30 protein-coding genes are annotated in these 24,993 nt (G+C 57.7%); 5 read left to right on the top strand and 25 right to left on the bottom strand.

The features are described from left to right. Window positions 1–5: 5 nt before the first annotated feature. The 4 genes from AC2FFP_RS15960 to AC2FFP_RS15945 all read left to right on the top strand — a co-directional run bounded on the left by AC2FFP_RS15960 (window position 6) and on the right by AC2FFP_RS15945 (window position 3,577). The gene (locus AC2FFP_RS15960) at window positions 6–1,409 is read left to right on the top strand and encodes a PepSY-associated TM helix domain-containing protein (RefSeq protein WP_496770146.1); all 1,404 of its coding nucleotides are present in this window, start codon (window positions 6–8) and stop codon (window positions 1,407–1,409) included. A 105-nt stretch (window positions 1,410–1,514) separates the two neighbouring features. After that, window positions 1,515–2,378 carry an acetylglutamate kinase gene (argB, locus tag AC2FFP_RS15955; protein ID WP_058272395.1) on the top strand — a complete coding sequence of 288 codons (864 nt, stop codon included), beginning with the start codon at window positions 1,515–1,517 and terminating at the stop codon, window positions 2,376–2,378. Between the two features lie 18 nt (window positions 2,379–2,396). Further along, window positions 2,397–3,083, top strand: a complete 687-nt coding sequence (locus AC2FFP_RS15950) for a ferredoxin (RefSeq protein WP_496737509.1) — start codon at window positions 2,397–2,399, stop codon at window positions 3,081–3,083. After that, a complete protein-coding gene (locus AC2FFP_RS15945) occupies window positions 3,080–3,577 on the top strand; it encodes a SixA phosphatase family protein (RefSeq protein ID WP_282120553.1) in 498 nt (165 codons plus the stop codon). The genes AC2FFP_RS15950 and AC2FFP_RS15945 overlap by 4 nt, the downstream gene beginning before the upstream one ends. Window positions 3,578–3,625: 48 nt before the next feature. Here AC2FFP_RS15945 and AC2FFP_RS15940 read toward each other — a convergent pair whose 3' ends face one another. From AC2FFP_RS15940 to AC2FFP_RS15840, 21 genes are all read right to left on the bottom strand, one after another. Then, a complete protein-coding gene (locus AC2FFP_RS15940) occupies window positions 3,626–4,417 on the bottom strand; it encodes an amino acid ABC transporter ATP-binding protein (RefSeq protein ID WP_058272392.1) in 792 nt (263 codons plus the stop codon). Between the two features lie 12 nt (window positions 4,418–4,429). Next, complete coding sequence (locus AC2FFP_RS15935; RefSeq protein WP_282153886.1) at window positions 4,430–5,734, bottom strand: amino acid ABC transporter permease; 1,305 nt, start codon at window positions 5,732–5,734, stop codon at window positions 4,430–4,432. Between the two features lies 1 nt (window position 5,735). Beyond that, on the bottom strand, window positions 5,736–7,004 hold the full coding sequence (locus AC2FFP_RS15930) for an amino acid ABC transporter permease (protein ID WP_282153885.1): 1,269 nt from the start codon (window positions 7,002–7,004) through the stop codon (window positions 5,736–5,738). A 126-nt stretch (window positions 7,005–7,130) separates the two neighbouring features. Continuing rightward, on the bottom strand, window positions 7,131–8,147 hold the full coding sequence (locus tag AC2FFP_RS15925) for an amino acid ABC transporter substrate-binding protein (protein ID WP_496770155.1): 1,017 nt from the start codon (window positions 8,145–8,147) through the stop codon (window positions 7,131–7,133). 208 nt (window positions 8,148–8,355) lie between these two features. Next, window positions 8,356–9,063: an ATP12 family chaperone protein gene (locus tag AC2FFP_RS15920; protein ID WP_496770158.1), complete on the bottom strand. Its 708-nt coding sequence runs from the start codon at window positions 9,061–9,063 to the stop codon at window positions 8,356–8,358. A 4-nt stretch (window positions 9,064–9,067) separates the two neighbouring features. After that, window positions 9,068–9,739 (bottom strand): HAD-IA family hydrolase, encoded by a 672-nt coding sequence (locus tag AC2FFP_RS15915; RefSeq protein ID WP_496770160.1) that lies wholly within the window; start codon window positions 9,737–9,739, stop codon window positions 9,068–9,070. Continuing rightward, window positions 9,736–10,779, bottom strand: coding sequence for an RluA family pseudouridine synthase (locus AC2FFP_RS15910; protein WP_496770164.1), 1,044 nt, complete (start codon window positions 10,777–10,779; stop codon window positions 9,736–9,738). The genes AC2FFP_RS15915 and AC2FFP_RS15910 overlap by 4 nt, the downstream gene beginning before the upstream one ends. A gap of 106 nt (window positions 10,780–10,885) precedes the next feature. Next, on the bottom strand, window positions 10,886–12,199 hold the full coding sequence (locus tag AC2FFP_RS15905) for a replication-associated recombination protein A (protein ID WP_496770166.1): 1,314 nt from the start codon (window positions 12,197–12,199) through the stop codon (window positions 10,886–10,888). Between the two features lie 4 nt (window positions 12,200–12,203). Continuing rightward, window positions 12,204–13,592 carry a trypsin-like peptidase domain-containing protein gene (locus AC2FFP_RS15900; RefSeq protein ID WP_496770194.1) on the bottom strand — a complete coding sequence of 463 codons (1,389 nt, stop codon included), beginning with the start codon at window positions 13,590–13,592 and terminating at the stop codon, window positions 12,204–12,206. A 79-nt stretch (window positions 13,593–13,671) separates the two neighbouring features. Beyond that, the gene (locus AC2FFP_RS15895) at window positions 13,672–14,781 is read right to left on the bottom strand and encodes a TauD/TfdA family dioxygenase (protein WP_496844617.1); all 1,110 of its coding nucleotides are present in this window, start codon (window positions 14,779–14,781) and stop codon (window positions 13,672–13,674) included. Between the two features lie 105 nt (window positions 14,782–14,886). Next, window positions 14,887–15,309, bottom strand: a complete 423-nt coding sequence (gene rplQ / locus AC2FFP_RS15890; RefSeq protein WP_496844618.1) for a 50S ribosomal protein L17 — start codon at window positions 15,307–15,309, stop codon at window positions 14,887–14,889. Between the two features lie 119 nt (window positions 15,310–15,428). Beyond that, window positions 15,429–16,445: a DNA-directed RNA polymerase subunit alpha gene (locus AC2FFP_RS15885; RefSeq protein ID WP_113791474.1), complete on the bottom strand. Its 1,017-nt coding sequence runs from the start codon at window positions 16,443–16,445 to the stop codon at window positions 15,429–15,431. A 114-nt stretch (window positions 16,446–16,559) separates the two neighbouring features. Further along, complete coding sequence (gene rpsK, locus AC2FFP_RS15880; RefSeq protein WP_037311698.1) at window positions 16,560–16,949, bottom strand: 30S ribosomal protein S11; 390 nt, start codon at window positions 16,947–16,949, stop codon at window positions 16,560–16,562. A gap of 14 nt (window positions 16,950–16,963) precedes the next feature. Next, window positions 16,964–17,332, bottom strand: a complete 369-nt coding sequence (rpsM, locus tag AC2FFP_RS15875; protein ID WP_058272383.1) for a 30S ribosomal protein S13 — start codon at window positions 17,330–17,332, stop codon at window positions 16,964–16,966. Window positions 17,333–17,533: 201 nt separating this feature from the next. Next, on the bottom strand, window positions 17,534–18,202 hold the full coding sequence (locus AC2FFP_RS15870; RefSeq protein ID WP_496770172.1) for an adenylate kinase: 669 nt from the start codon (window positions 18,200–18,202) through the stop codon (window positions 17,534–17,536). Then, the gene (secY, locus tag AC2FFP_RS15865; protein WP_058276180.1) at window positions 18,199–19,563 is read right to left on the bottom strand and encodes a preprotein translocase subunit SecY; all 1,365 of its coding nucleotides are present in this window, start codon (window positions 19,561–19,563) and stop codon (window positions 18,199–18,201) included. The genes AC2FFP_RS15870 and secY overlap by 4 nt, the downstream gene beginning before the upstream one ends. Before the next feature lie 109 nt (window positions 19,564–19,672). After that, window positions 19,673–20,146 carry a 50S ribosomal protein L15 gene (gene rplO / locus AC2FFP_RS15860; RefSeq protein ID WP_496770176.1) on the bottom strand — a complete coding sequence of 158 codons (474 nt, stop codon included), beginning with the start codon at window positions 20,144–20,146 and terminating at the stop codon, window positions 19,673–19,675. 142 nt (window positions 20,147–20,288) lie between these two features. Next, entirely contained in the window at window positions 20,289–21,149 is an 861-nt protein-coding gene (locus AC2FFP_RS15855; protein WP_496881230.1) for a hypothetical protein, read from the bottom strand. Window positions 21,150–21,327: 178 nt separating this feature from the next. After that, the gene (locus tag AC2FFP_RS15850) at window positions 21,328–21,543 is read right to left on the bottom strand and encodes a DUF1127 domain-containing protein (protein ID WP_496725256.1); all 216 of its coding nucleotides are present in this window, start codon (window positions 21,541–21,543) and stop codon (window positions 21,328–21,330) included. A 213-nt stretch (window positions 21,544–21,756) separates the two neighbouring features. Continuing rightward, on the bottom strand, window positions 21,757–22,203 hold the full coding sequence (locus tag AC2FFP_RS15845) for a hypothetical protein (RefSeq protein ID WP_496844619.1): 447 nt from the start codon (window positions 22,201–22,203) through the stop codon (window positions 21,757–21,759). Window positions 22,204–22,224: 21 nt separating this feature from the next. Next, complete coding sequence (locus tag AC2FFP_RS15840; protein WP_496844620.1) at window positions 22,225–22,593, bottom strand: antibiotic biosynthesis monooxygenase family protein; 369 nt, start codon at window positions 22,591–22,593, stop codon at window positions 22,225–22,227. Window positions 22,594–22,670: 77 nt separating this feature from the next. Here AC2FFP_RS15840 and AC2FFP_RS15835 point away from each other — a divergent pair, with 77 nt between their 5' ends. Next, entirely contained in the window at window positions 22,671–23,102 is a 432-nt protein-coding gene (locus AC2FFP_RS15835) for a MarR family winged helix-turn-helix transcriptional regulator (RefSeq protein ID WP_496725250.1), read from the top strand. A gap of 101 nt (window positions 23,103–23,203) precedes the next feature. Here AC2FFP_RS15835 and rpmD read toward each other — a convergent pair whose 3' ends face one another. The 4 genes from rpmD to rplF all read right to left on the bottom strand — a co-directional run bounded on the left by rpmD (window position 23,204) and on the right by rplF (window position 24,993). Then, the gene (gene rpmD, locus AC2FFP_RS15830; RefSeq protein WP_008757946.1) at window positions 23,204–23,392 is read right to left on the bottom strand and encodes a 50S ribosomal protein L30; all 189 of its coding nucleotides are present in this window, start codon (window positions 23,390–23,392) and stop codon (window positions 23,204–23,206) included. Window positions 23,393–23,404: 12 nt separating this feature from the next. Continuing rightward, the gene (gene rpsE / locus AC2FFP_RS15825) at window positions 23,405–23,974 is read right to left on the bottom strand and encodes a 30S ribosomal protein S5 (RefSeq protein WP_058272455.1); all 570 of its coding nucleotides are present in this window, start codon (window positions 23,972–23,974) and stop codon (window positions 23,405–23,407) included. Between the two features lie 114 nt (window positions 23,975–24,088). Next, complete coding sequence (gene rplR / locus AC2FFP_RS15820; protein ID WP_010437103.1) at window positions 24,089–24,448, bottom strand: 50S ribosomal protein L18; 360 nt, start codon at window positions 24,446–24,448, stop codon at window positions 24,089–24,091. A gap of 11 nt (window positions 24,449–24,459) precedes the next feature. Further along, the gene (gene rplF, locus AC2FFP_RS15815) at window positions 24,460–24,993 is read right to left on the bottom strand and encodes a 50S ribosomal protein L6 (RefSeq protein ID WP_058272374.1); all 534 of its coding nucleotides are present in this window, start codon (window positions 24,991–24,993) and stop codon (window positions 24,460–24,462) included.

Raw genomic sequence — 24,993 nt, 5'->3', positions numbered from 1 at the left:
CAAAAATGGCACTGGACAGCCAAAACCTGGGGGACACCCCGGCGCAGAACGCTGCTGCGCAAAAATTCTATTTCGCCGCCTGGCGGTGGCACTTTTATGCCGGGATCTTCGTCATCCCGTTCCTGATCATTCTGGCAATAACCGGACTAATGATGATGTTCATCACCCAGTTGGACGGTCGCGACGGCGAAAAAATCGCTGTGGACGTCCACGGGCAAGCGCTACCGGCCTCACAACAGGCCCTTATCGCGCTTGATGAGGTGCCCGGCACGGTCGTCGAATGGATCGGCCCCAAAGCCGATAATCTGGCCACTGTGTTTCGCATCAAAACCGAAGAAGGTCAGCGTCTTGTCGCCGTCGATCCTTATGCCGGAGAGGTTCTGCAGGTCTGGGATCGCCGCGCCGGATGGTATGATCTGGCCGACAACATCCACTCGACCCTTCTGATTGGCACAACCGGAGACCGCATTATTGAAATCGCAGCGGGGCTGAGCCTGCTTTTGGTCTTTACCGGTATTTACATGTGGTGGCCGCGTGGAAACACCTTGGCCGCTTTTGTGCCCAATCTGCGCGCCCGCGGCCGCGCATTGTGGCGGTCGCTGCACGCTGTGATTGGGTTCTGGATGTCCGGGCTGTTGGTGGTCTTCCTGATCTCGGGCCTCTCCTGGGCCGGCGTCTGGGGCGGCATGATCGTCCAACCCTGGAGCAGCTTTCCGGCCGAGAAATGGGACAATGTGCCCCTGTCAGATGACGTCCACGCCAGCATGAACCACGGCCACCAGAATGACGTCCCATGGGCGTTGGAGCAAACGCCCATGCCCGCCTCTGGGTCCGAGGCCGGGATCGACGGTGTCCCACAAGGCACGCCGGTCGATATCGACGCGCTTGTGGCCCTTGGCACCGCTTTGGACATAACAAGCCGGTTCCGTGTGGCTTATCCCAGCGGTGAGGATGGTGTCTGGACCCTGAACCGCGACAGCATGAGCAGCGACTCGACCGATCCGGTGAATGACCGCACTGTCCACGTGGATCAATTTACCGGCAAGATTCTAGCGGATGTCCGGTATCGGGATTACTCGGTGATGGGAAAATCCATGGCCATTGGGATCCCGTTTCACATGGGCTTGATGGGCATGTGGAACTTTGTCCTGAACCTGGTGTTCTGCCTGTCCGTCATCTTTGTCTGCGTCTCAGGCGTTGTGATGTGGGTTAAACGCCGGCCTCAACGAGCCGGGCGTCTGGCTGCACCGCCAATGCCTGCCGAGCTGCCATTGTGGAAAGGGGCTGTCTTGATCGGCTTGTTCACCGCGATGGCCTTCCCTCTAGTGGGCCTGACCTTGCTGGCTGTACTGGCCGTCGATTTGCTGCTGATCAGCAACATCCCGGCGATGAAACGCGCGATAAGCTGACACACAGACAGCCGCATCCGGGCAACCGGCGCGGCCCTATGCGCGATCCGGTCTTGGCAGAACTGCGCAAAGGCCCTAACACGGGTTCCCAGAGGGACTGCAGCCATGAAGACAAGAGACATGAACCGGGACTGGATCGCCACCGCCGCAACGCTGAACAGCGCACTGCCATACCTGCAACGCTACGACGGCGCTATTGTCGTCATTAAACTTGGCGGCCACGCCATGGGCAGTGACGAAGCCATGGAAAGCTTCGCACGCGATGTCGTCCTGATGCGTCAGGTCGGGGTGAACCCGGTTGTCGTGCACGGCGGCGGTCCAATGATCAACGCGATGCTGGATAAGCTGGATATCCAGTCCGAATTCGTGAACGGCAAGCGTGTCACCGACAAAGCAACCGTTGAAGTAGTTGAGATGGTGTTGTCCGGCCTCGTGAACAAGCGCATCGTGCAGGCGATCAATGGCCAGGGCGGCTCGGCCGTGGGCTTGTCGGGCAAGGATGCGCAGTTGATGACTTGTGATCAGACCGATGAATCCCTGGGTTTTGTCGGAAGTCCGGCAGAGATGAACCCGAAAATCCTGCATGACCTGTTTGCCCATGATGTAATTCCTGTCATCGCCCCGCTGGGTGCGGGCCGGAACGGGGAAACCTTCAACGTCAATGGGGATACTGCCGCTGGTGCTATTGCATCCGCGCTAAAGGCCGATCGACTGCTGCTGTTGACCGATGTCTCGGGCGTCAAAAACGCAGCCGGGGACGTCGTGACCGAACTAAAGGCGGGTCAGATCCGCGAGATGACGCTGGACGGCACCATTGCGGGCGGCATGATACCCAAGACCGAAACGGCTCTGGACGCGCTGCACAGCGGGGTCCGTGCCGTGGTTATCCTTGACGGACGCGCGCCCAATGCCGTCTTGCTTGAACTTTATACGGAACACGGCGCAGGGTCGCTGATCCGACCGGACTGAGCCTTTGGCGGAGGAGACATGACCAAACGCCATCCCCCCTCCTCTGACCCGGCAGCGCTTAGCTATGCTGATATCGAAAAGGCTGCACAGGACGTTGGCCTGATCATCATGGGCGTGCTGCACCCTCGCGTTACAGACGCCAAGCAGTTGGAAGACGGCACGCTGATCCTGTTGGGTGCAGGGGGGGCTTTCTGGCCTGCCCTAAAATCCTCGCCTGAATGGCAAGGCAAGGACCCGGTCGACCGCTGGTCGTCGCGTGTGGTGGGGCAGATGGCACAGGACTTATCCGCAACAGCCTATTTTCCGTTTGGCGGCCCGCCCTATACGCCCTTTATCGACTGGGCATTGAAATCGGGACGCACGTTCAGCAGCCCGGTGGGCGCTTTGGTGCACGATGAGGTCGGCATGATGATCTCGTTCCGGGGTGCGTTGCATTTCATCAACGAAATTCCCATACCCGCTCCACCTGACGCGTCCCCCTGCACCACCTGCGCCGCCCCCTGCACCCAGACATGCCCTGTCGGCGCTCTGAACAGTCGGGATTTTTATGATGTGTCGACGTGCCATGGACACCTGTCCACTCCTGAAGGGCAAACCTGCATGACCGGCGGTTGTCTTGTGCGGCTGTCCTGTCCTCTCAGCTCGGGCGCCGCGCGTGATCCCGAACAATCTGCGCATCACATGAGAGCGTTTCACCCGTCATGACCCGCACTCTGATCCTGACACGCCATGCGAAATCCAGTTGGGACAGTCCGGCCCTTGCCGATCATGATCGCCCGCTGAACAAGCGCGGGCGCAGGTCGGCCCCGGCGATTGCGACGTGGCTGCGTGAAAACGACTGGCTGCCGGATGAAGTTCTCAGCTCAAGCTCGGTCAGAACCCGCGAGACGTGGGAGAGGATGGGTCTGCAGGCAGATACCGTTTGCTTTCAGCGCACGCTTTATCATGCCGACCCCGCAGATATGCTGCTTGAATTATCGGGCGCAACGAAACAAACCGTATTAATGCTGGGCCACAATCCCGGCATTGCCGCTTTCGCGAACCAAATCGTTAAGCACCCGCCGGATCACGCCCGGTTCTACGACTACCCAACCTGTGCAACAGCTGTGATCCGCTTTGACATTGCGGATTGGTCCGGCGTCCGGTGGCATAGCGGCGATGTGCAGGGGTTTGTTATTCCTCGCGAGTTGCTGGAATAGAAAAAGGCGAGGCCAAAGCCCCGCCTTTTCCTGAATTGGTAACCGGGTTCAGTGCCCCAGAATCTGGCTGAGGAACAGCTTGGTCCGCTCGCTCTGCGGGTTGTTGAAGAACTCTTCCGGTTCGTTCTGTTCCACGATCTGACCGGCATCCATAAAGATCACGCGGTTGGCGACCTGACGAGCAAAGCCCATCTCGTGCGTGACGCACAGCATGGTCATGCCTTCCTCGGCCAGCTCGATCATGGTGTCGAGCACCTCTTTGATCATCTCTGGGTCCAACGCCGATGTCGGTTCATCGAACAACATGATCCGCGGCATCATGCACAGCGAGCGGGCAATCGCCACACGCTGCTGCTGACCACCTGAAAGCTGACCGGGATACTTATCCGCCTGTTCAGGGATTTTCACCTTTTCCAGGAAGTGCATCGCGCGCTCTTCGGCCTCTTTCTTAGGCGTCTTGCGCACCCAGATCGGGGCCAGCGTGCAATTTTCCAGAATGGTCAGGTGCGGGAAAAGGTTGAAGTGCTGGAACACCATGCCAACCTCGGACCGGATCTTGTCGATGTTCTTGAGGTCATTCGACAGCTCGGTCCCATCCACCATGATCGTGCCCTGCTGGTGTTCCTCCAGCGCGTTCAAGCAACGGATCAGTGTGGACTTTCCGGAACCGGAAGGCCCCGCGATCACGATCCGCTCGCCCTGATTGACGGTCAGATTGATGTCGCGCAGCACGTGGAAAGATCCGTACCACTTGTTCATGTTGTTGATTTCGATGGCGACCTCGTCGCTCACCTGCATCTTCGAGCGATCGATTTGACGGTCAATTGCAAGTTCAGACATATGTTGAACTCCTTAATGGTGGCCAGTCTGAAGCTTGCGCTCCAGATACATGGAGTAACGGGACATGGAGAAGCAGACGACGAAGAACAGCGCAGCGATAAACGCGAACAGTTCCCAGTAGATGCCGTTCCAGGCGGTGTCGGCGCGGATGGCAGATGCCAGTCCGATCACGTCGAACAATCCGATGATCGACACCAGTGTCGTATCTTTGAAGATCCCGATGAATGTGCTCACGATGCCCGGAATTGAGATTTTCAGGGCTTGCGGCATGATGATCAGTCGCTGTGCTTGCCAGTAGTTCAGGCCGAGACTGTCGGCACCTTCATACTGACCGCGTGGCAGGGCAGCCAAACCACCCCGGATCACCTCGGCCATATAGGCGGCTGAGAACAGGGTCATCATGATCATCACCCGCAGGATGATGTCAAAGTTGGTGCCCGGCGGCAGGAACAGGTTCAGCAGCAGCGAGGCCACGAACAACAGCGTGATCAGCGGCACACCGCGGATGAACTCGATAAAGCCCACGCACAGGTACTTGACGATCATCAGGTCGGACTGACGGCCCAGCGCCAGTACAATTCCGATCGGCAACGAGACACCAATGGCCACGACACCCAGCAGGATCGCCAGCATGAAGCCACCGAACTGGCGGCTTTGTACGGCTTCGATACCGATTGGCAGGATCGAGTCCAGGGCACCGACGAAATAGCTGGACAGAACCAGCCACCAGATAACCGACGCTGCGACACCCGCAATCATGCCAAACAGACCGCTCAGTTGTTTGCTGACAAGTGTGTAAGCACCCCAGCCGACAACAAATCCCAACGCTGCCGCGATCGGTCCCCAAATGGTGCCGCCCCACATCAGGAAAGGCATCAAGAATGGATAGATCGCAGTGACGATCAGCATCTTGGACGGCACACGATCCGAGTACAGGACCGGCGCCAATGCGACCAACAGCAGGATCAGCGATACAATCGGACGCCAGTACAGGTGGCTCGGGTAGAACCCGAACAGCAACTGCAACCAGCGGTCATTGATCACCGCCCAGCAGGCATGGCCATGGGTTGAACCCCAGGTGGCAATCATGATCTCGCGGCATTCGTTCAGCGAGTTGGCGTTCCAGACAGACTGAAAGATCCAAGGCAGAACGCCCGACAACACGTACCAGATCGCGTAAAGCGAAACCAACGTCAGGATCGAGTTAAACCAGCCTGAGAAGAGATTGTGCCTGATCCACCCTATTGCTCCGACTTCGGACGCTGGCGGGGCTTGTTCCGGCAACATTTCCGTGCGGACAAATGAAACATCACTCATATTACCGCTCCACCAGTTTGACACGGTTGTTGTACCAGTTCATCACCGCCGAAATACTCAGCGAGATGGCCAGATAGACCAGCATCAGCAGCAGAACGCATTCCAGCTCGCGGCCGGTCTGGTTCATGGTGATGCCACCCAGAGTCCCCGTGATGTCCATGTATCCGACCGCAATCGCCAGCGATGAGTTCTTGGTCAGGTTCAGATAGTTCGAGATCATCGGCGGGATGATCACCCGCAGCGCCTGAGGCAGGATAACCAGCCGCATGGTACGACCCGGACGCAAGCCCAGCGCAGACGCAGCTTCGGTCTGACCCTTGGAAATAGCCAGAATGCCGGCGCGTACGATCTCGGCAATGAAGGCCGCCGTATATAGCGACAAAGCCAGCCATAGCGCGATCAGAGAGTTGCGCATATGCGTGCCGCCTTTGAAATTGAATCCTTTCAATTCCGGGTATCCAAGGTGTAAGCCCAGTGCAGTCATCAGGATGATCATCGGGACGAACAGAATGCCCAGCTGGATATGCCAGATCTTAGGACGATCGCCGGTTGATTCCTGTGTGGCGGCGGCCCAGGCGGACACTTTGCGCATGGTAAAGATGCTGCCACCCAAAACGACCAGAAACGCGACAAGATCCAGCGAAATATCAAACCGAAGGCTTGATGTTCCGAACAAGTGGATATCGCCCAAACTACGCGAGAACAGGAACTCCGGGATATACACACCCCGATTGGTAACGGCGACGGTGTTGAACAGATCCATCGTTGCCGTGGGGTTATCACCTCGGAACGCATTAGGTGCGGGCAAGCCTTCGATCAAAATGGCCATGGCCAGAACGATCCACAGCAGGACAGGCACGTTACGGAAAATCTCGACATAGAAGGTCATGATACGCGCGACCAACCAGTTGTTCGACAGACGCAGCACGCCGACAAAAACGCCGACTATCGTCGCCGTGATACACCCGAGAACCGCAACAACCAGCGTGTTCAGCAAACCGATGAAGGCGGCGCGAAGATGGCTGTCCTGTGAGGTGTATTCCAGCAATCGCTGGTTAATGTCATAACTTGCGGATTCTGCAAAAAAACCGAATTCGACCGGTTTTCCCAACCCTTCAAGGTTTTGAATGGTATTTGAGATGATCCAGGCTGCCAGAAGCATGAAACCAATCAATGCAATGACCTGAATGGTCGCTGATCGGTACCGCGTATCGTAAAGGAGCATGGACAGCCGGAACTGCTCCTTCGGCGGGTCAGTGAGAGTCGTCATGACCTATGTATTTCCCCGTGCATCCCGTTTTTTGCCGGCGAAGTTGATCTTCGCTCAATCCATCCGGGAGTGTTTCTTATTTATGGAAAAAGGGCGCAGGTTGCCCCGCGCCCTTTCCCGTGGATTTTAGCGGAACGGCGGCGAATACAGCAGACCACCATCGGTCCACTGGGCATTCAGGCCGCGCGCAAGACCAATCGGAGTTTCTTCACCGATGTTCTTGGCAAACACTTCGCCGTAGTTACCACCCGCTTTGATGGCGTTTGCTGCCCAATCTGCGTTCAGACCCAGCATCTCGCCCAGAGTACCTTCGGTACCCAGCAGACGGTTTACTTCCGGGTTGTCGGTGCCAGCGCTCAGCTCGTCGATGTTTGCCGAGGTCACGCCCAGCTCTTCAGCCGAAACCAGTGCGTTCAGAGTCCAGCGGACAACGTCGCCCCACTCGTGATCGCCATGACGGACCAGCGGGCCCAGCGGCTCTTTCGAGATGATTTCAGGCAGCAGGACGTGATCACCGGGGTTTTCAAACGTGGCGCGGGTTGCAGCCAGGCCCGATGCGTCGGTGGTGTAAACGTCACATGCGCCAGCCAGATACTGCTGTTGCGCTTCGGCGTTGGTTTCGATCGGAACCGGCTCGTAGCTGATGTTGTTGGCACGGAAGAAATCGGCCAGGTTCAGCTCGGTGGTGGTGCCGGTTTGGATGCAGACGGTCGCGCCGTCCAGTTCTTTGGCCGAGCTTACGCCCAGTGCTTTTGGAACCATGAAGCCCTGACCGTCATAATAGTTGACGCCCACAAATTCGAACTTCAGGTCGACATCGCGGCTGAAGGTCCATGTGGTGTTACGTGCAAGCATGTCGATCTCACCCGAAGCCAGCGCAGTAAAGCGCGTCTTACCAGTGGTCGGCACAAACTCGACAGCGCTGGAATCGCCCAGAACGGCCGCAGCGACGGCACGGCAGACTGCGACGTCAAAACCTTGCCATTCGCCATTCGCGTCAGGCAGCGAAAAGCCGGCCAGTCCGGAGGACACGCCACAGTTCAGCTTGCCGCGCGCTTTGACGTCGTCAACAGTGCCCGCTGTCGCTGCCGCAGCAGCCAGACCGGCGACTGTGGCCACGCCCAAAATTACGGATTTTTTCATTTTTACCTCTTCCTGTTTACCCGCCCCTATTCCGGGACGGCTCTGTCCGGCACCTCTGGCACCAGAAAGGTTACTCCAAAGGTGTCTCCCCTTTAGTGGGCATGAGTTTGCTCGCATTCATAAACAAACGTCAAGGGTCGGATCAGGGAAAACGATGAGTCAATTCAGCGATGACCGGATCTGTGTCAAAAATTAATGCCCAATAGGCTCAGATAGAGATTTCGATGAACCGTTTAGCGTGTAGAAACGCAGCTTTTTTGATCTCGGCAACCGCGTGCGCCTCGTCATCGTGGCCCCATTGTTCGGTTTGCCAGGCCTCGTCGAGCCTTGAGATGTCCCAGATTTCGTCCGCCGCGCGCCAGTCCATGGCGGCGGCAAATCCCAGCACCAGTGAGCCGGACAGGCTGACCAGATCGTGAAAGGCGGCAAGCTGGAAGTCGTTGAATTCGTGTACGCGGCCTCGAAGTGTGCTGAGCGCTTCTGCAGACTGTGGCTGATGCAGCACACCAACCACAGGAACCAATCGCGCGGCCAGGGTTTCAGCTGCCCAATCCAGGGCCGGGTCCCACTGATCTGCCTGTCGCTGCTGCAACGTTTGCGGGTGTGTCGCCCGGTAACACAACAAATCCGAATCGCCGTAATCGGCCAGCATGTCCGCAACCTCGGCGTGCTGATGACGCACTTTGTCGATGGCCGCATTTGCAGACCGGGTAAACGGCATCAGGGTCGGATCGACCTCTTTTTCCTGCGCGTCCCATTCTGCCGCGACCGCGTCGGCCATCGCCTGCGTCGGCAAGATCAATGCGGCCTTGGCCGGTGTCTTGACCCGGCGACCGTCCAATTCGACCGTGTATCCGTCTTCCGCTTGGACAACCACGCTTGCGGTCCAAAATCGCTTGGGCTTCCAGTCGCTCATGTTTTCAAGTCCAGATATCATCCAGCGCACGGGGCAACTGGTCGAAAGTTTCAATTATACAGGCCGCGCCATTCAAGGCTGATCGGTCATGATATCCCCAGGATACGCCGATCCCTGTTACTCCGGCAGCCCGTGCCATATCCATGTCGAACCGGGTATCGCCAATCATCACCGTATCCGCCGCATCAACGCCCGTTTCAGAACGGGCCATGTCGATCATCGACGGATGCGGTTTCGAGGGGTGATGGTCCGCAACCTGCCGGGTAACGAAATAGCGCTCCAGGTCATGTGCTTCGATCAAGGCATCCAGACCGCGTTGGGATTTTCCGGTGGCCACACCCAGCAGCACCTCGGGGATGTCATGCAGGGTTTCGATTGCGTCCCGCGCACCGGGATAGAGCGGTGAGCTTGCGGCCCCCTGCTCCAAACGATTTGCGTGATAGGCCTGTTTGTAGCCCTCAACCAGATTGTGTTGAACCGTTTCGCTCTGCTCGGGCGCAAGCCGAGCCATGGCATTGGGCAAGGACAGACCGACGATGGACAAAATCGCCTTGCGGTCAGGGACCGTCAGGGACAGGGCCCCAAAACTGGCGGTCATCGCCGCGACAATGCTGCCCTGGCTGTCGACAAGGGTTCCGTCCACATCAAAAAGCACCAAACGCAAGGGTGCGCTCATTGCAGTTCCTCGAACGGATCTTCCGCGGCCAGATCTTCGGTCCAGCCGAACGTGTCCCAGCTGTGTTTCATATGCTCAGGCAGCGGAGCTTTGACGGTTATGGTCTTGCGCGTGACCGGATGCTGGAATGAGGCCTGCCGCGCGTGCAGGTGCAGCTTCTTGCTGATGACCCCGCCCAGTTGCGCGCCCCAGCCATCGCCCAGGTTTTCTTGCCCCGAGCCACCGTATTTGCCATCGCCAACGATTGGGTGACCGATCGCCGCCATATGCACCCTCAGCTGGTGCGTACGTCCGGTGATCGGCTCCATCGCCACCCACGAGGCGCGCCCGGCCACGCGATACAGCGTTGCATACAGCGTATGCGCCCGTTTCGCGCCCGGCGTGTCGTTGATTTCGTTCAGATGTACGGCGATCATCTTCTCGCCCTCACCCTGTTTACCGTGACCGGATGCCTTGACCAGTCCGGTCTTGATCTCGCCCAGATACGGGGTCGGCACGCCAGCAACCAGCGCCCAATAGATCTTGCGTGTATCGCGATGCCGGAAGGCAGCTGTCAGCCCCTTGGCGGCCTCGCGGGTGCGGGCCATCAGCAATACACCCGATGTGTCCTTGTCCAAGCGGTGCACGAGGCGCGGATTTTCGTCATAGCCAAAGCGCAGAGCCTCGGACAGACCGTCCACGTGGCGGGTCTGGCCGCTGCCGCCCTGCACTGGAAGACCTTGTGGCTTGTTCAGGGCCAGAACATGTTCGTCGCGATAGATCACGCAAGACTGGATCATCTTGGCATCGGCATCCGAGATGCCTCGTTTGACTGCAACCGGCTTGTGATCAGCATCCGGCAAGGGTGGCACGCGTACGACCTGCCCGACCTCAAGCCGAGTCGAGGCTTTGACCCGCCCGCCTTCCACGCGCACCTCACCTTTGCGGCACATCTTTTCGATGCGGCCCTGGCTGACATGCGGGAACAGGCGGCGCAGCCACCGATCCAGCCGCTGGTCGCCATCCCCCTCTGCCACGGTGATCAATTGTACGCCACTCATACCGATATCCCCTTCACGCGGCGGTTCCGCGCGGATTGTGTACCCTCAGGTGCCTTAGAAAACATGCGCGTCTGTGGCGTGCCGCACGGCAAGAGTCAAGCCAGCGCTAGGATCTGTTCCGCTGCGACCGAAGCTTGGCAAAGTAGTCCAGCCGCTTTTTTAGTTCCCGCTCAAAACCACGTTCCACGGGTTGATACAGCTCGGGCCGTTCCATTCCATCGGGAAAATAGTTCTGACCCGAAAACCCATCCTCTGCATCATGATCATAGGCATAGCCGGCGCCATAGCCCTGATCTTTCATCATCGACGTCGGCGCGTTCAGGATATGCTTTGGTGGCGGTTCGCTGCCCGATTGCTTAGCCAGCCTCATGGCGGCTTTGTAGCCCACATAAGCGCCGTTCGATTTAGGAGCCAAAGCCAGATAGACCAGCGCCTGCGCGATGGCCAGCTCACCTTCGGGGCTGCCCAGGCGTTCGTAGGTTTCCCACGCGTGCAAGCAGATCGACTGCGCCTGCGGATCGGCGAGACCGATGTCTTCGACCGCCATCCGCGTGATCCGCCGTGCAAGATATCGTGGATCTTCTCCACCTGTCAGCATCCGCGCAAACCAGTAAAGCGCCGCATCCGGGTCAGATCCGCGTACGGACTTATGCAGGGCCGAGATCAGATTATAATGCTCGTCCCCCGACTTGTCGTATTTGGCCGCACGGCGCATCAGCCGCGTGGACAGCGCGTCGAGGTCCAGAGGTGGATCCACTGCCCAAGCCGCCACCTGTTCGATCAGGTTCAACAGCGCGCGACCGTCACCATCCGCCATCTCTTGCAAACCTTCTCGAGCCGCGCCTGTCAGTGGCAGGGCGCGGTCGAGTTCCATCTCTGCGCGCTGGGTCAGACGTTCCAGATCCGCAAGGCTAAGCCGCTCAAGGACAAGAACCTGTGCTCGACTAAGCACAGCGGCGTTCAGTTCAAAGGACGGGTTCTCGGTCGTGGCCCCGACCAGCAGGATAGTCCCATCCTCCATATGCGGCAGGAACCCGTCCTGTTGCGCTTTGTTGAAGCGGTGAATCTCGTCGACAAACAGCAACGTGCCCTGCCCGTTCTGCCGACGGATCTTTGCCGCCTCAAACACTTTCTTCAGGTCCGGCACACCGGTGAAAATCGCGCTGATCTGAACGAAATGCAGGTCGGTTTCCTGCGCCAGCAAACGTGCAATGGTGGTTTTACCAACGCCCGGCGGGCCCCAGAAAACCAAACTGGACAGGCTACCCGAGGCTAACATGACCCCCAGCGGGGCGTCCGGGCCCAGTACCTGCTGCTGTCCGATGACCTCGGCCAACGACTGCGGGCGCAGTCGGTCCGCTAAAGGGCGGTGCGGGTTTGGCGCGGGCGCGGTCGCCCCGGAATCGAACAGATCGCTCATTGAGTTACAGCCGGAACCGCAGAGATACGGCCTGTCCACCCCGCAGAACATCCAAATTCAATCTGCGCCCCGGATCGGTCATCGCATCCACCACGTCTTTAGGATGTTGGACTTCCGTTCCGTTGATACTTAGGACCACGTCACCAGCGCGCAATCCGGATCGTCCACCGTACCGGTCTGCGTCCACAATCACCACGCCAGTTTGCGACAGCAAAAGCCCCATCTGGGTAATGATCGCAGGGTTGATGCGCGACACCTTCAGGCCCGGCATCACGGTGCTATCGTTCAGAACGGTTTCATCAGCCGGTGGAGTTTCCGGGACCTTGATCAGGGCAACCTCGATATCCGCACTGTCGTGACCCCGCAGCCGGGTCAGCACCGAAGTGCCACCGACGCCGGCGACGGACATGCGGAACTTCATCTCGGCTGGGGAATTCACCTCATCCCCATCCACATGGGTCACCACATCCCCCACGCGCAGCCCTGCCTCACCCAGTGGACTCAGGGCGTGCAGGTCCGAGATCACAACACCCATAGGGAATACCAACCCCAGAGATTCGGCGATATCCGCACTCATGTGCTGACCAGCGACCCCGGCCCACGGACTGACAAAGCTGTCGTTCCCGGCCTTGGCCTGGCGCAAAAATTCGGCCACCAGATTTGCCGGGATCGCAAACCCGATACCGTTGGAGCCGCCTGATCGCGTCAGGATCGAGGTGTTAATCCCGATCAGATCGCCATTCACGTCGATCAGCGCCCCGCCGGAATTGCCAGGATTGATCGCGGCGTCGGTCTGAATGAAGTACCCACGTGCATTACCCGTTGCCGTCCCAGTCCGCGCCAGACCTGAGATGATCCCGGAAGACACGGTTTGGCCGACACCAAACGGGTTGCCAATCGCCAGTGTCAGTTCTCCCACCTCGACATGGTCGGAATCGCGAAAGTTCAGATGCGGCAGGTCTTTGGCCTCTTCCAACCGCAGTATCGCAATGTCGCTTTCCTTGTCCCCCAACACCACTTGTGCCGAATACTCACGCCGATCGGTTGTCACGACGCGGATTTCGGTGGCAGTTCCAACAACGTGGTAGTTCGACACCACATAGCCGTCCGCAGACAGAATGACGCCAGAGCCCAGCGAGTTCTGAACCCTTGGGCGCGGTTCGGCAAATCCCCTGCCAAAGAACTCCTCAAAAAACGGGTCCGAGAAAAACGGATTGGCCCGGCCCTGCCTTACGATCTTGGCATAGATATTGACGACTGCGGGTGAGGCCTGTTTCACCACCGGCGCGAAACCAAGGCTGATTTCGGCCTGCGATGTTGGCACCTTTGTTTCAGCATTTGCTGACACTGCAAGCGTCGCCAGCATCAGAGAACAGAGAACTTTCCGCATGATCCATCCGTCGGTTAATCGCCTATCGGATATGCGTCTACATGGGCCGTAATGCAAGCATCCGTTCAGCGCGTTGGAGGCGTCAATCCAACGGAGCGTGCAGCCGCGTGCCTTCCGTGATGATCCCGCCACGCTGGCCCACCTCAATCGTGCCATAACGTTGCCTGAAAACTTCGGGCAATTCGCGGTCTCCTTTCGGCGACAGCCAAAGCCTCAGCAAATGGCGTCGCTCTGCCGGGTCAGGCCAGTCCACGAACCCGGTCCGGTCGTGCAGTTGCGAATGGTTGTACACGAACTGCATGTCACCCGGTTGCAGCCGCATGGAAAGACAGAGGTCGGGATCATTCGCCAGCGCATCAAACCGATCCAGCGCCTCAATGTGATCCGGTGTCAGCCGCATCGCTTCAGGAAATCGTTGCGCACTGTCGATATACTGCCTTTGGTAGAACACCGTCAGCTTACCATCGTGCCAGGAGAACGGCGGGATCGACATAAAAGGTTCCATGCCGTCCGGCACTTCCCCTCGTCGGTCGGTCGCTATTGGGTCAAACAACCGTTCCAGCATTTCCGGGCATTCTGACCGCATCCTATTAAAGATCGTCTCGGCACTGACCAGCAGCGAATCTCCGCCCTCCTTAGCCTCGCGCAGGCACAGCAGACCGACGATATCGGCGCTGTCGGTGTGAAATGTCTGGCGCTCATGCGTTTGATAGATCCGAGTTTTCGGATCGTTCGCATCTGCCCCGATGTCGCGCACATGCCCCAAAATGTGTCCCTGCGCGTTCTGTGACCGGGCCGAGCCTAGATGAGCACCGACGCCGCAGAAAATCGTGGCCGCGACCTGTTGCGTATAATTCTGCACCGGAAGGCCACGGATCACTTCGAAACCGATCCCGTTGATCAGCTTCTCTCGCAGGCTTGCCAGATGCCGGTCAAACCTTTTTAGGGGAAAAGCGGGTTTTGTGATCTCACCGATATCTCTTTCGAGGCTCAGGTAGTGACGGGCAGCTCGCTCAAGATCCTCGACGTCGTCCGCCGTCAGATCAATGATCCATTCACTCCGACGCGTACGCATGTCCTGACCGGTCCAGACAGACGGTCCCGTGAGTTCGTTCGGTAATTTAGTTGGGATTGCCATCATCCGTCCTCCACGCTCATCATGCAGCATGATCTGTGAGGTTCGGGGATTCATCAACGGATATCGCCGAAAATGCTCTACCCGCGACGCCAAGGGGCCAAAAAGAAAAAACCCCCGCGTCCGAAACGCGGGGGTTTGAATTCAGAAAGCCGGGCTTTCTTATTCTTCGTCTGCGGCCTCTTCGGCGGCAACGCGGGCTTTGTCAGCCGCGCCTTTGGCGTCCAGATCACGATCAACGAATTCGATGATCGCCATCGGTGCCATGTCGCCATAGCGGAAGCCTGCTTTCAGGATACGGACGTATCCGCCCTGACGCTCGACGTAGCGGGGGCCCAGGATTTCGAACAGCTTTGCGACGTCTTTGTCTTCTTTCAGCTGCGATGCGGCCTGACGGCGGGCGTGCAGGTCGCCGCGCTTGCCCAGAGTGACCAGCTTTTCGATGATCGGGCGCAGTTCTTTTGCCTTGGGCAGAGTTGTTTTGATCTGCTCATGTTCGATGAGCGAGCCAGCCATGTTCGCAAACAGAGCCTTGCGGTGCTCATGAGTACGGTTCAGGCGGCGGTAACCACGTGCGTGACGCATTTTCTAGTTCCTTCTTCAGCGTTTTGCTTTGTCTGGCCGGCGATGCGTGTCACCGGCTCTCCTTGGGGCGGAAGTGCCCGTATTGTCCCCGGAAAGCCCGGGCATTGGGGAAGACGCGCTTAGAACGCGTCTTCGAATTTCTTCGCCAGATCTTCGATGTTGTCGGGCGGCCAATCCTCGACATCCATGCCGAGGTGCAGACCCATGCCGGACAGCACTTCCTTGATCTCGTTCAGCGACTTGCGGCCGAAGTTCGGGGTGCGCAGCATCTCGGCTTCGGTCTTCTGGATCAGATCGCCGATGTAAACGATGTTGTCGTTCTTCAGGCAGTTTGCCGAACGCACCGACAATTCCAGCTCGTCTACTTTCTTCAGCAGAAGCGGATTGAACTCTAGACCATCGTCTTCGTCCTGACGACCAGCCGCTTCGGGCTCGTCGAAGTTGACGAAGATCGACAGCTGATCCTGCAGAATACGGGCGGCAAAGGCCAGCGCGTCTTCCGGGGTGATCGAACCATCAGTTTCGATCTTCAGGGTCAGTTTGTCATAGTCCAGAACCTGACCTTCACGAGTTGGCTGAACGTCGTAGGCAACCTTTTTGACCGGCGAATAGATCGCGTCAATCGGGATCAGACCGATAGGCGCATCTTCCGGCTTGTTCTTCTCAGCCGAAACATAGCCCTTACCGGTGTTGACGGTCAGTTCCATGAACAGGTCGGCGCCATCGTCCAAGTGACAGATGACGTGATCGCGGTTCAGAACCTCGATACCGGCGCTTTCGCTGATGTCACCTGCGGTAACAACGGCGGGACCTTTGGCATTGATCGACAGGCGCTTGGGGCCTTCGACTTCCATCCGCAGGGCAACCTGCTTGAGGTTCAGGATGATGTCAGTGACGTCTTCACGAACGCCAGCGACGCTCGAGAATTCGTGCAATACGTTGTCGATCTGGACGCTAGTGATGGCCGCACCTTGAAGCGAGCTCATCAGGACGCGACGCAGCGCGTTGCCCAGCGTCAGACCAAAGCCACGCTCCAGCGGTTCAGCAACCAGGGTTGCCTGACGCGCAGGGTCGTTGCCCGGCTTGCCTTCCAGCTGTGTCGGCTTGATCAATTCAGCCCAATTCTTATGGATCATGTAATCCCTCCATTCCTGTCCGCGCCCCATGACCAACAAGGTGCAGACGCCCGAGGTTCAAAATGACGTGCTGGGGCCGTGCGAAAACACAGCCCCAGCTCAATTCAAAATCGCTTAGACGCGGCGGCGCTTCGGCGGGCGGCAACCGTTGTGAGCAATCGGTGTCACGTCACGGATCGACGTGATGTTGAAGCCCACAGCAGCCAGCGCGCGCAGAGCCGATTCACGACCCGAACCGGGGCCCTGAACTTCGACTTCCAGCGTCTTGACACCGTGATCCTGCGCCTTCTTGCCTGCATCTTCTGCAGCCATCTGAGCGGCGTAGGGTGTCGATTTACGCGACCCTTTGAAACCCATGGTTCCTGCCGAAGACCATGCAATGGCGTTGCCTTGCACGTCCGAGATCAGGATCTTGGTGTTGTTGAACGTCGAATTCACATGGGCGACGCCTGATGCGATATTCTTGCGCTCTTTTTTCTTGGTACGAGTCTTTTCGCGTGCCATCAGTCAGACCCTCCTTATTTCTTCTTACCGGCAATGGCCTTTGCGGGGCCTTTGCGGGTACGAGCATTGGTATGGGTACGCTGACCGCGAACGGGCAGGTTACGACGGTGACGCAGACCGCGGTAGCAGCCCAGGTCCATCAGGCGCTTGACGTTCATCTGAACTTCGCGGCGCAGGTCACCTTCAACGGTGAAGTTTGCGTCGATATGCTCGCGGATGGCCAGAACTTCGGCGTCGGACAGTTCATTGACGCGACGGGTCGCGTCGATGCCTACGGCTTCGCAGATCGCTTTGGCCGAAGTGTTTCCGATACCGGTGATATATGTGAGGGCGATAGGTACCCGCTTTGCAGTCGGGATGTTTACGCCGGCAATACGTGCCACGTGTCACTTTCCTTTTTTGTTGCGGTTCCGTAGCTCCGGAACCTTTTTTCACAACACTCGATCTTGGCAGTGACGCCAGAGGATCCAGTATTATTCGAGGTGGTCGGGGCATCCGGAACGAATCCCGCATGCGGTCGTGATTCCCGTTAGGGATGGGGGTCGATATGGGCTTTTCCCGCTCAGGTCAAGGGCAGAAATGGATCAGCCGTTTCCGACGTCGACGCCACCATCCAAAACCTGCGAAATCTCGTTTTGAACGGCGTCAATTTCACCCAGGCCGTCAACCCAGGACAGGTTGCCCTTGGCATAGTAATAGCCGATCAGCATCGAGGTCTTTTTGTAGTACTCCATCAGACGGGTCTTGAGGCTCTCCTCATTATCGTCTGCGCGACGTTTGAAGTCGTTCTCTTTGCCGCAGTTGGTGCATTTTCTGTCCGCCGGGATCGGCTTGGTGACGTCATTGTAGACCTCGCCGCAGCCACCACAGGTCGAGCGTGCGGTGATCCGTTCGACCAGCGCGTCATCGTTGACTTCCATCGCGATGACCGCGTCCAGCGTTTCGCCGGTGCTGTTCAGCAGATCTCCCAACGCGTCAGCCTGTGCCAGCGTGCGAGGGAAACCGTCGAAGATGAAACCGCCCTTGGCACCCTGTTCCAGCTTTTCACGGATCAGGCCGATGACAATCTCGTCGGTTACCAGCTCACCCTTGGCCATCACTTCAGCCACGCGGTTGCCCATTTCGGTCCCGCTGTCCTTGGCTTCTCGTAGCATGTCACCGGTGCTCAGTTGCACCATGCCGCGCGTTTCTACCAGGTGACGCGCTTGCGTTCCTTTGCCCGCACCCGGCGGGCCCAACAAAATGATGTTCATCGACGAGCGGGTCCCTTCCTGCCGCGTTTCTTGCTTTTTCCGCGCAGCTGGGACTTTTCGATAAGCCCTTCGTATTGATGCGCCAGCAAATGGCTCTGGACTTGCTGGATCGTGTCCATGGTCACAGAGACGATAATCAGAACCGAGGTGCCGCCGAAGTAGAACGGGATGGCGAATTGGTTCCGCAGAATTTCAGGCAGCAAACATACCAGCGCCAGATAGGCCGAACCCAGAACCAGCACGCGGTTGACCACGTATTCCAGATACTCGGCGGTTTTCTTGCCGGGGCGAATGCCAGGCACAAAACCATTCTGCTTTTTCAGGTTGTCCGCAACATCATCCGGTTTGAACGAGACGTTGAACGTGTAGAAATAGGCGAAGAATACGATCATCGACGCGAAGAACAGCAGATACAGCGGCTGACCGGGGCCAAAGTTGGCCAGCAGCCAAGACATGACCGGCCCGTTTGTGGCACCCGACGAGAAGGTCGAGATCGTCACCGGCAGCAACAGCAACGAGCTGGCAAAGATCGCCGGGATAACGCCCGCCGGGTTCACCTTGACTGGCAGGTGGCTGGAGCCGCCCTCGTATACCTTCATGCCGGCCTGGCGGCGCGGGTATTGAATGTGGATCTTGCGCAGCGCGCGTTCCATGAACACCACGAAGGTGATGACCACGATAACCATGACAATCACACCGATGATCACGGCGGGGCTGATTGCACCCGAGCGACCCGACGCAAAGAACTGCGCCAGAGCGGCCGGAACCTCGGCAATAATGCCGACGAAGATGATCAGAGAGATACCGTTGCCGATGCCGCGCGCGGTGATCTGTTCACCCAGCCACATCAGGAACATCGTACCGCCAACCAGAGTGATCATGGTCGACATGCGGAAGAAAAGCCCAGGGTCGGTGGCCAGATCGCCCGATTCCAGCGAAACCGCCAGACCATAGGCCTGAACAGTGGCCAAGGCCACGGTGCCGAAACGGGTGTACTGATTGATTTTCTTGCGCCCCTGCTCGCCCTCTTTCTTGAGCTGTTCGAGCGCGGGAACCATGGATGTCAGCAGTTGCACGATGATCGAGGCTGAAATGTAAGGCATGATGCCGAGGGCAAAGATACCCATCCGCCCCAGCGCCCCGCCGGTGAACATCGAAACCATGCCGCCGATGCCTTGCCCCGCTTGCTCCATGAACTCGCGCAGTGCTTGTCCGTCGATCCCCGGCACCGGGATAAAGGTGCCCAAACGATAGACGATCAGCAATGCAAGCGTGAACAGGATGCGGTTGCGCAGATCGGTGGCTTTACCAAGGGCAGACCAGCTCGTGTTGGCTGCCATTTGTTCTGCTGCTGATACCATAAATCGGTCTCTCTTATGAAAACACCGCCCGGAACCGTTTTCCGGCTCGGGCGGCGTCTTGGAAAACTCTGAGGTCTATGTAAGCGGGTCTTGGCCCGCTCACAAGCGCTTACTCTGCCGCAGCAGCTTTTGTGACCGTAAGTGAGCCGCCCGCTTTCTCAACTGCTTCAACAGCAGCTTTCGAAGCACCGGTGACTTCCAGGTTCACTTTCGCGCTGATTTCGCCTTTGGCCAGAACGCGGATACCGTCCAGTTTGCGACGGACCAGACCGGATGCAACCAGTGCATCTTCGGTGATCGCAGCTTTGGCGTCCAGCTTGCCGGCGTCGACGAATTTCTGGATCAGGCCCAGGTTGATAACGGCGAATGCCTTGCGGTTCGGCTTGTTGAAGCCGCGCTTGGGCAGACGCTGATACAAAGGCATCTGGCCGCCTTCGTAACCGTTGATGGCAACACCCGAACGGGATTTCTGGCCTTTGATACCACGGCCACCCATTTTACCTTTGCCGGAACCCGGACCACGGCCAACGCGGGTGCGTTTCGGTGTGGCGCCAGGATTGTCGCGCAGTTCGTGCAGTTTCATTTCGCTTCTCCTTAGCCGGAAATGACCCGCGAAGCGTGATGGGTCAGACACGGCATTTCTTGGTTTTGATTCGTATGGCGCAAAGCCACCGCAGGCGTATAGGACTGTTGGGACAAGTTGGCAAGCCCACAGCCCCTAGACGTCATTCGTCAGACACGTCGACAAGGTCGTCTGTTGCGGCTTTTGTCTGCAAGGGCGCTGCGTGCGGGTCGATCCCATGCTTTTCGACCAACCGGCCAACCATACTTTCCGGATGCGGGATTCCATTGAACCTGTTGCGTATGAACGAACGCATGCGCCGTCCGTAAAAATGGATCGACATGGTGTTCTCAGTAAGGAACCGCTCGGCATTTCCATTGGGCCGCATCATTGCCCGCCGATCCTTGTATGTTACAGGGTACAAAACGTCTTGGGGTTGGGAAAATCGAGCCTCATTATTGTCCCGCAAAAGCCAGGTCAGGGCGCGTGGGCCCCAAATGCCCCACGGCATATCGCTTGCGTGCGGCGTTTCACCAGCCAAGGCCATGTCAATAAGCGGCCGCCGTTGCTTGGGCGACAGCCAATGCGGAATGCGACAAGGGTGATTGGTGTAATCGATCAAATCATACAGCGTTGCGCTGTCCGCAGGCAAAGCCAACACCCCACCGTTGATTTCGTGCGCGGCTAGCCAACCATGCAAATGACCGTTTTCAGTTGTAAAGGGTTTGACGCAATACGCGTCGGTATCGGCCCAGATTATGTCCGGCACTTTCGCCAGCATCTGCACGCGAAACTTGTCGGAATGCAGCGCGGGACTGCCCGTGCGCTTGTGTAGGATCACCTCATCATCCGCCAGTACCTCCCGCGCGTCACGCACTTCGACACCCTCGGGGATGTTTGTGACCGGCCCGTAAGTATAGAGGCGAACATGTTGACCGACATCCAGGAATGATTTGATGCACAACTGCTCGAGAAAGCTGAGAGGGCCTTCAATCCAAAGCATGCCAACCTGATACTCTTTCACCGGATCCGACCCTTCATGTTGTTCTTGGTTGCGGCTCCGACAGGCGCCCAACTGCGTGTTTGGCCCATTTCCCGCAGGGTCGCAACGGTTGGAGCTAATTTCCTGTCGACTGTGCCAAGAGCACCCCGGAATCAGAAGAGACGCCCGCGGGCGTCTCTTGATCAGGTTGTCGGGAAGATCACGAACAATAAACGTGGTCCCGAGCGATGTCCTTTATATCGCAGCGGCGGACTCCGATGTCGTCCAGTTCACGATCTGTCAGACTCTGCAATTCAGAATAAGTCTGATCATACTGAGCACGCAGGGCATTTGCCTCTTTGACGCGCTGGAAAAAGTTCGCGATGCGGGCGCTCAGGCCAAAGCCGTCGCGGGAATATGTTGCTGTATGTGCCATAGTTTATTTCCTTTCTCTGCCCGGGGCGAATTCCCCGGATACTGTTTGCGTTCCTTGTTTGGACAGGGCTGAGATAGGTCCAGGCGATATCGCTAACAACCGAAGTTTCGGTCTAGCCGTTATGCATCTATTGAATAGCTGAGCAGCAGGGATCGATGCTGCGAGACCGATAGCATGCGATGAAACGGCGGCTACGGTCAAAGCCTGGTCCAGCTACTTTCCCGCACGTCTTCTGCGGGCAGTCATCGCCCGGCCGTCTCGTATACTCAGCCCCATCAGCGTCAGGTTGGTTGCCCCCGCGAGCAACTCAACGACCTGCACAGAGTAAAAACTGGCATCGAAGTCCCCTGCGTTTGCTTTTGAGCTGAGATAGATTGCGGCAGGAACAAGGATCAACAGGCCGTTCATCGCGATGATCGGCATTCGCTTCTTCTTGGCTAGCGCCCGTGCGTCCTTGCGTCGACGCCCAAGGGACAAGCCGGATGCACCTACGATCACCATCGCGGGCACAAGGATAAACAGCCCACTGACGATCATGGACTTTACAGCTGCGACAGTCGCATGGGTCGCAAACAACTCGCTGTACAAAGTGGACGTCCAGAACACGAATATTGTAAGAAAACCGATTACTCCGGCGATGGGGTGGATTACTCTTAACATGCGGCTACTCCGGTTTTGGCATCAGGCGACGCAGTGGTTTTCGACTGTGAGCTTTCTTAGAAGATGTGGACGTGCCACCGCGCTTTCGGGATAGTCTGCAATTCGGCGCTGGAACTCTGGGTGGGTGAAGGCGTCGCGAAAGCTTTTGACGTCCTGCCAGATCGCATAGTTCACAAAGGTCGAACTGCCGGCGATACCCTGATGAAGCTGGGTCGAGATGTATCCCGGCTGGGATTTCATGAAGTCCGCATCGTGTGCCCAGGCCTTCAACAGCTCCTCTTCGTCTTTCGCGTCCACCGTAAACACGTTGATCAGGACCACGGGGCCTTCCTCGGCCTGCATCTGATCAGCCAGTGTGACGACTTTATCCATCTCTTCGATATGAGCCATTTCGATTCCTTTTCATTCACTTGTATAGCTTGCTATATATTATTGCATAGCTTGCTATTCAAGTGTAAATCTCAAGCATGGATTTCGAAAAAGAGAACTCGGCCGGATATCTGGTCAATCACATGGCGCGATTGTTCGCGAAAGAGCTGCAACACCACATTGCGCCTTTGGGCATCGTTGTTGGACAGTTCCCAGTCTTACTGGAGCTTTGGCTCAAAGACGGGGTCACCCAAAAGGATCTGCTGGCCAAGATTGACGTCGAACAGGCGACCCTGGCCAACACGCTCAACCGTATGGAGCGCGACGGCTTGATCAAAAGAACGAAAAACCCCGCTGACGCCAGGGCTCAGTTGATCTGGTTAACCGAAAAGGCCGTCGCGCTTAGAAACAGCGCCTATGAGTCGGCCCAGAACGTGAATTCCCAAGCCTTGCAAGTTCTGACTGAGCCTGAGCGGGCGCAGTTCATGGACTATATGCGGCGGGTAATAAGCGGAATACGTACAAGTTGAACTAAAACCACATCGGGTGAGGCGACAGTCAACACTGCCCTTAGACAAAAAAACGCCCCCGAACTGATCGGAGGCGTTTCTAGCTCTTAGAAGCAAGGCGCTTAGCCGCGCTCTTCGATGATCTCAACCAGATGCGGGATCTTGTTGACCATGCCGCGCACCGAGGGGGTATCCTCAAGCTCGCGGGTTTTGTGCATCTTGTTCAGGCCCAGGCCGATCAGAGTTGCGCGCTGTTCAGCGGGGCGACGGATCGGGGAACCGATTTGCTTGACGACGATGGTTTTTGCCATGGGTCGCTCTCCTTATGCTTCTGCTTCAGCAGCAGCTGGTGCTTCGTCCCGCTTGGGCAGGATGTCAGCAACCTTTTTGCCACGACGCTGGGCAACCGAACGCGGGCTCTGCTCTTTCTGCAGGCCGTTGATGGTGGCGCGGATCATGTTGTACGGGTTCTGCGAGCCCAACGACTTGGACACAACGTCCTTTACGCCCAGCATTTCGAACACGGCACGCATCGGACCACCGGCGATGATACCGGTACCTTCAGGTGCGCTGCGCATAACCACTTTACCGGCGCCATGACGGCCTTCGATGTCGTGGTGCAGGGTACGACCTTCGCGCAGTTGCACGCGGATCATCTGACGCTTGGCTTGTTCAGTCGCTTTGCGGATGGCTTCAGGTACTTCTTTCGCTTTACCTTTGCCAAAGCCGACGCGGCCTTTCTGATCGCCTACGACCACCAGAGCGGCGAAGCCAAAGCGCTTACCACCTTTTACGGTTTTCGATACGCGGTTGATCGCTACCAGACGATCTGCGAATTCCGGAGTTTCGTCGCGGTCACGTCCACGGCCCCGGCGGTTATCACGTTCTGCCATTTTGGCATCCCTTTTTTTGGTGACGCTTGCGGCGTCGTTTGTTCAATCCAAGTGGGCCTCGGCATTGCCAAGGCCCCCGGATCATCGGGGCGGATCGAAACCCGCCCGCAAGTCTTAGATCTTCAGACCACCTTCACGCGCAGCGTCGGCGACAGCCTTCACTTTGCCGTGGAACAGGAAGCCGCCACGATCGAAATAGGCCTCTTCGACGCCTGCCTTCTTGGCACGCTCGGCGATGGCCGCGCCCACTTTGGTGGCCGCTTCGACGTTGTTCTTGCCAACAACACCCAGATCTTTTTCTAGGGTCGAGGCCGAGGCCAGGGTCACGCCACGTACGTCGTCGATCAGCTGAACAGAGATGTTCTTGTTCGAACGGTGTACGGACAAACGCGGACGACCCGCGTTGACCTTGCGAAGTTTGTTCCGAACGCGCAGGCGGCGCTTCAGAAACAGGGTTCTTTTGCTGTTTGCCATTGTTTGCGTCCTTACTTCTTCTTGCCTTCTTTGCGGAAGATGAACTCGCCCTTATAGCGGATGCCTTTGCCCTTATAGGGCTCGGGACGGCGCCATTCGCGGATTTTCGCCGCGACTTCGCCCACCTGCTGCTGGTCGTTACCTTCCACAATGATCACGGTCTGCTTCGGCGCGGTGATGGTGACACCTTCCGGAGCGACGAAATCAACGTCATGGCTGTAGCCCAGGTTCAGCTTCAGGGTGTTGCCCTGCATCTGAGCCCGGTAACCAACACCCTGGATCTCCAGCTCTTTCTTGAAGCCTTCGGTCACACCGGTCACCAAGTTTGCGACCATTGTGCGGCTCATGCCCCACTGCTGGCGCGCGCGCTTGGACATACCGCGAGGGTTGATCTGAACCACGTTATCTTCGACCGACAGCGTAACGTCGTCGGTCGCAGTGAAGCTGCGGGCGCCTTTCGGGCCTTTGACTTCGATGGTCTGGCCGGAAACCGAGGCAGTTACGCCGCTGGGCAATTCGACCGGACGTTTACCAATACGAGACAT

Source organism: Ruegeria sp. YTSC004 (assembly GCF_059609805.1).
This window is presented reverse-complemented; position numbering and strand designations above follow the sequence as displayed.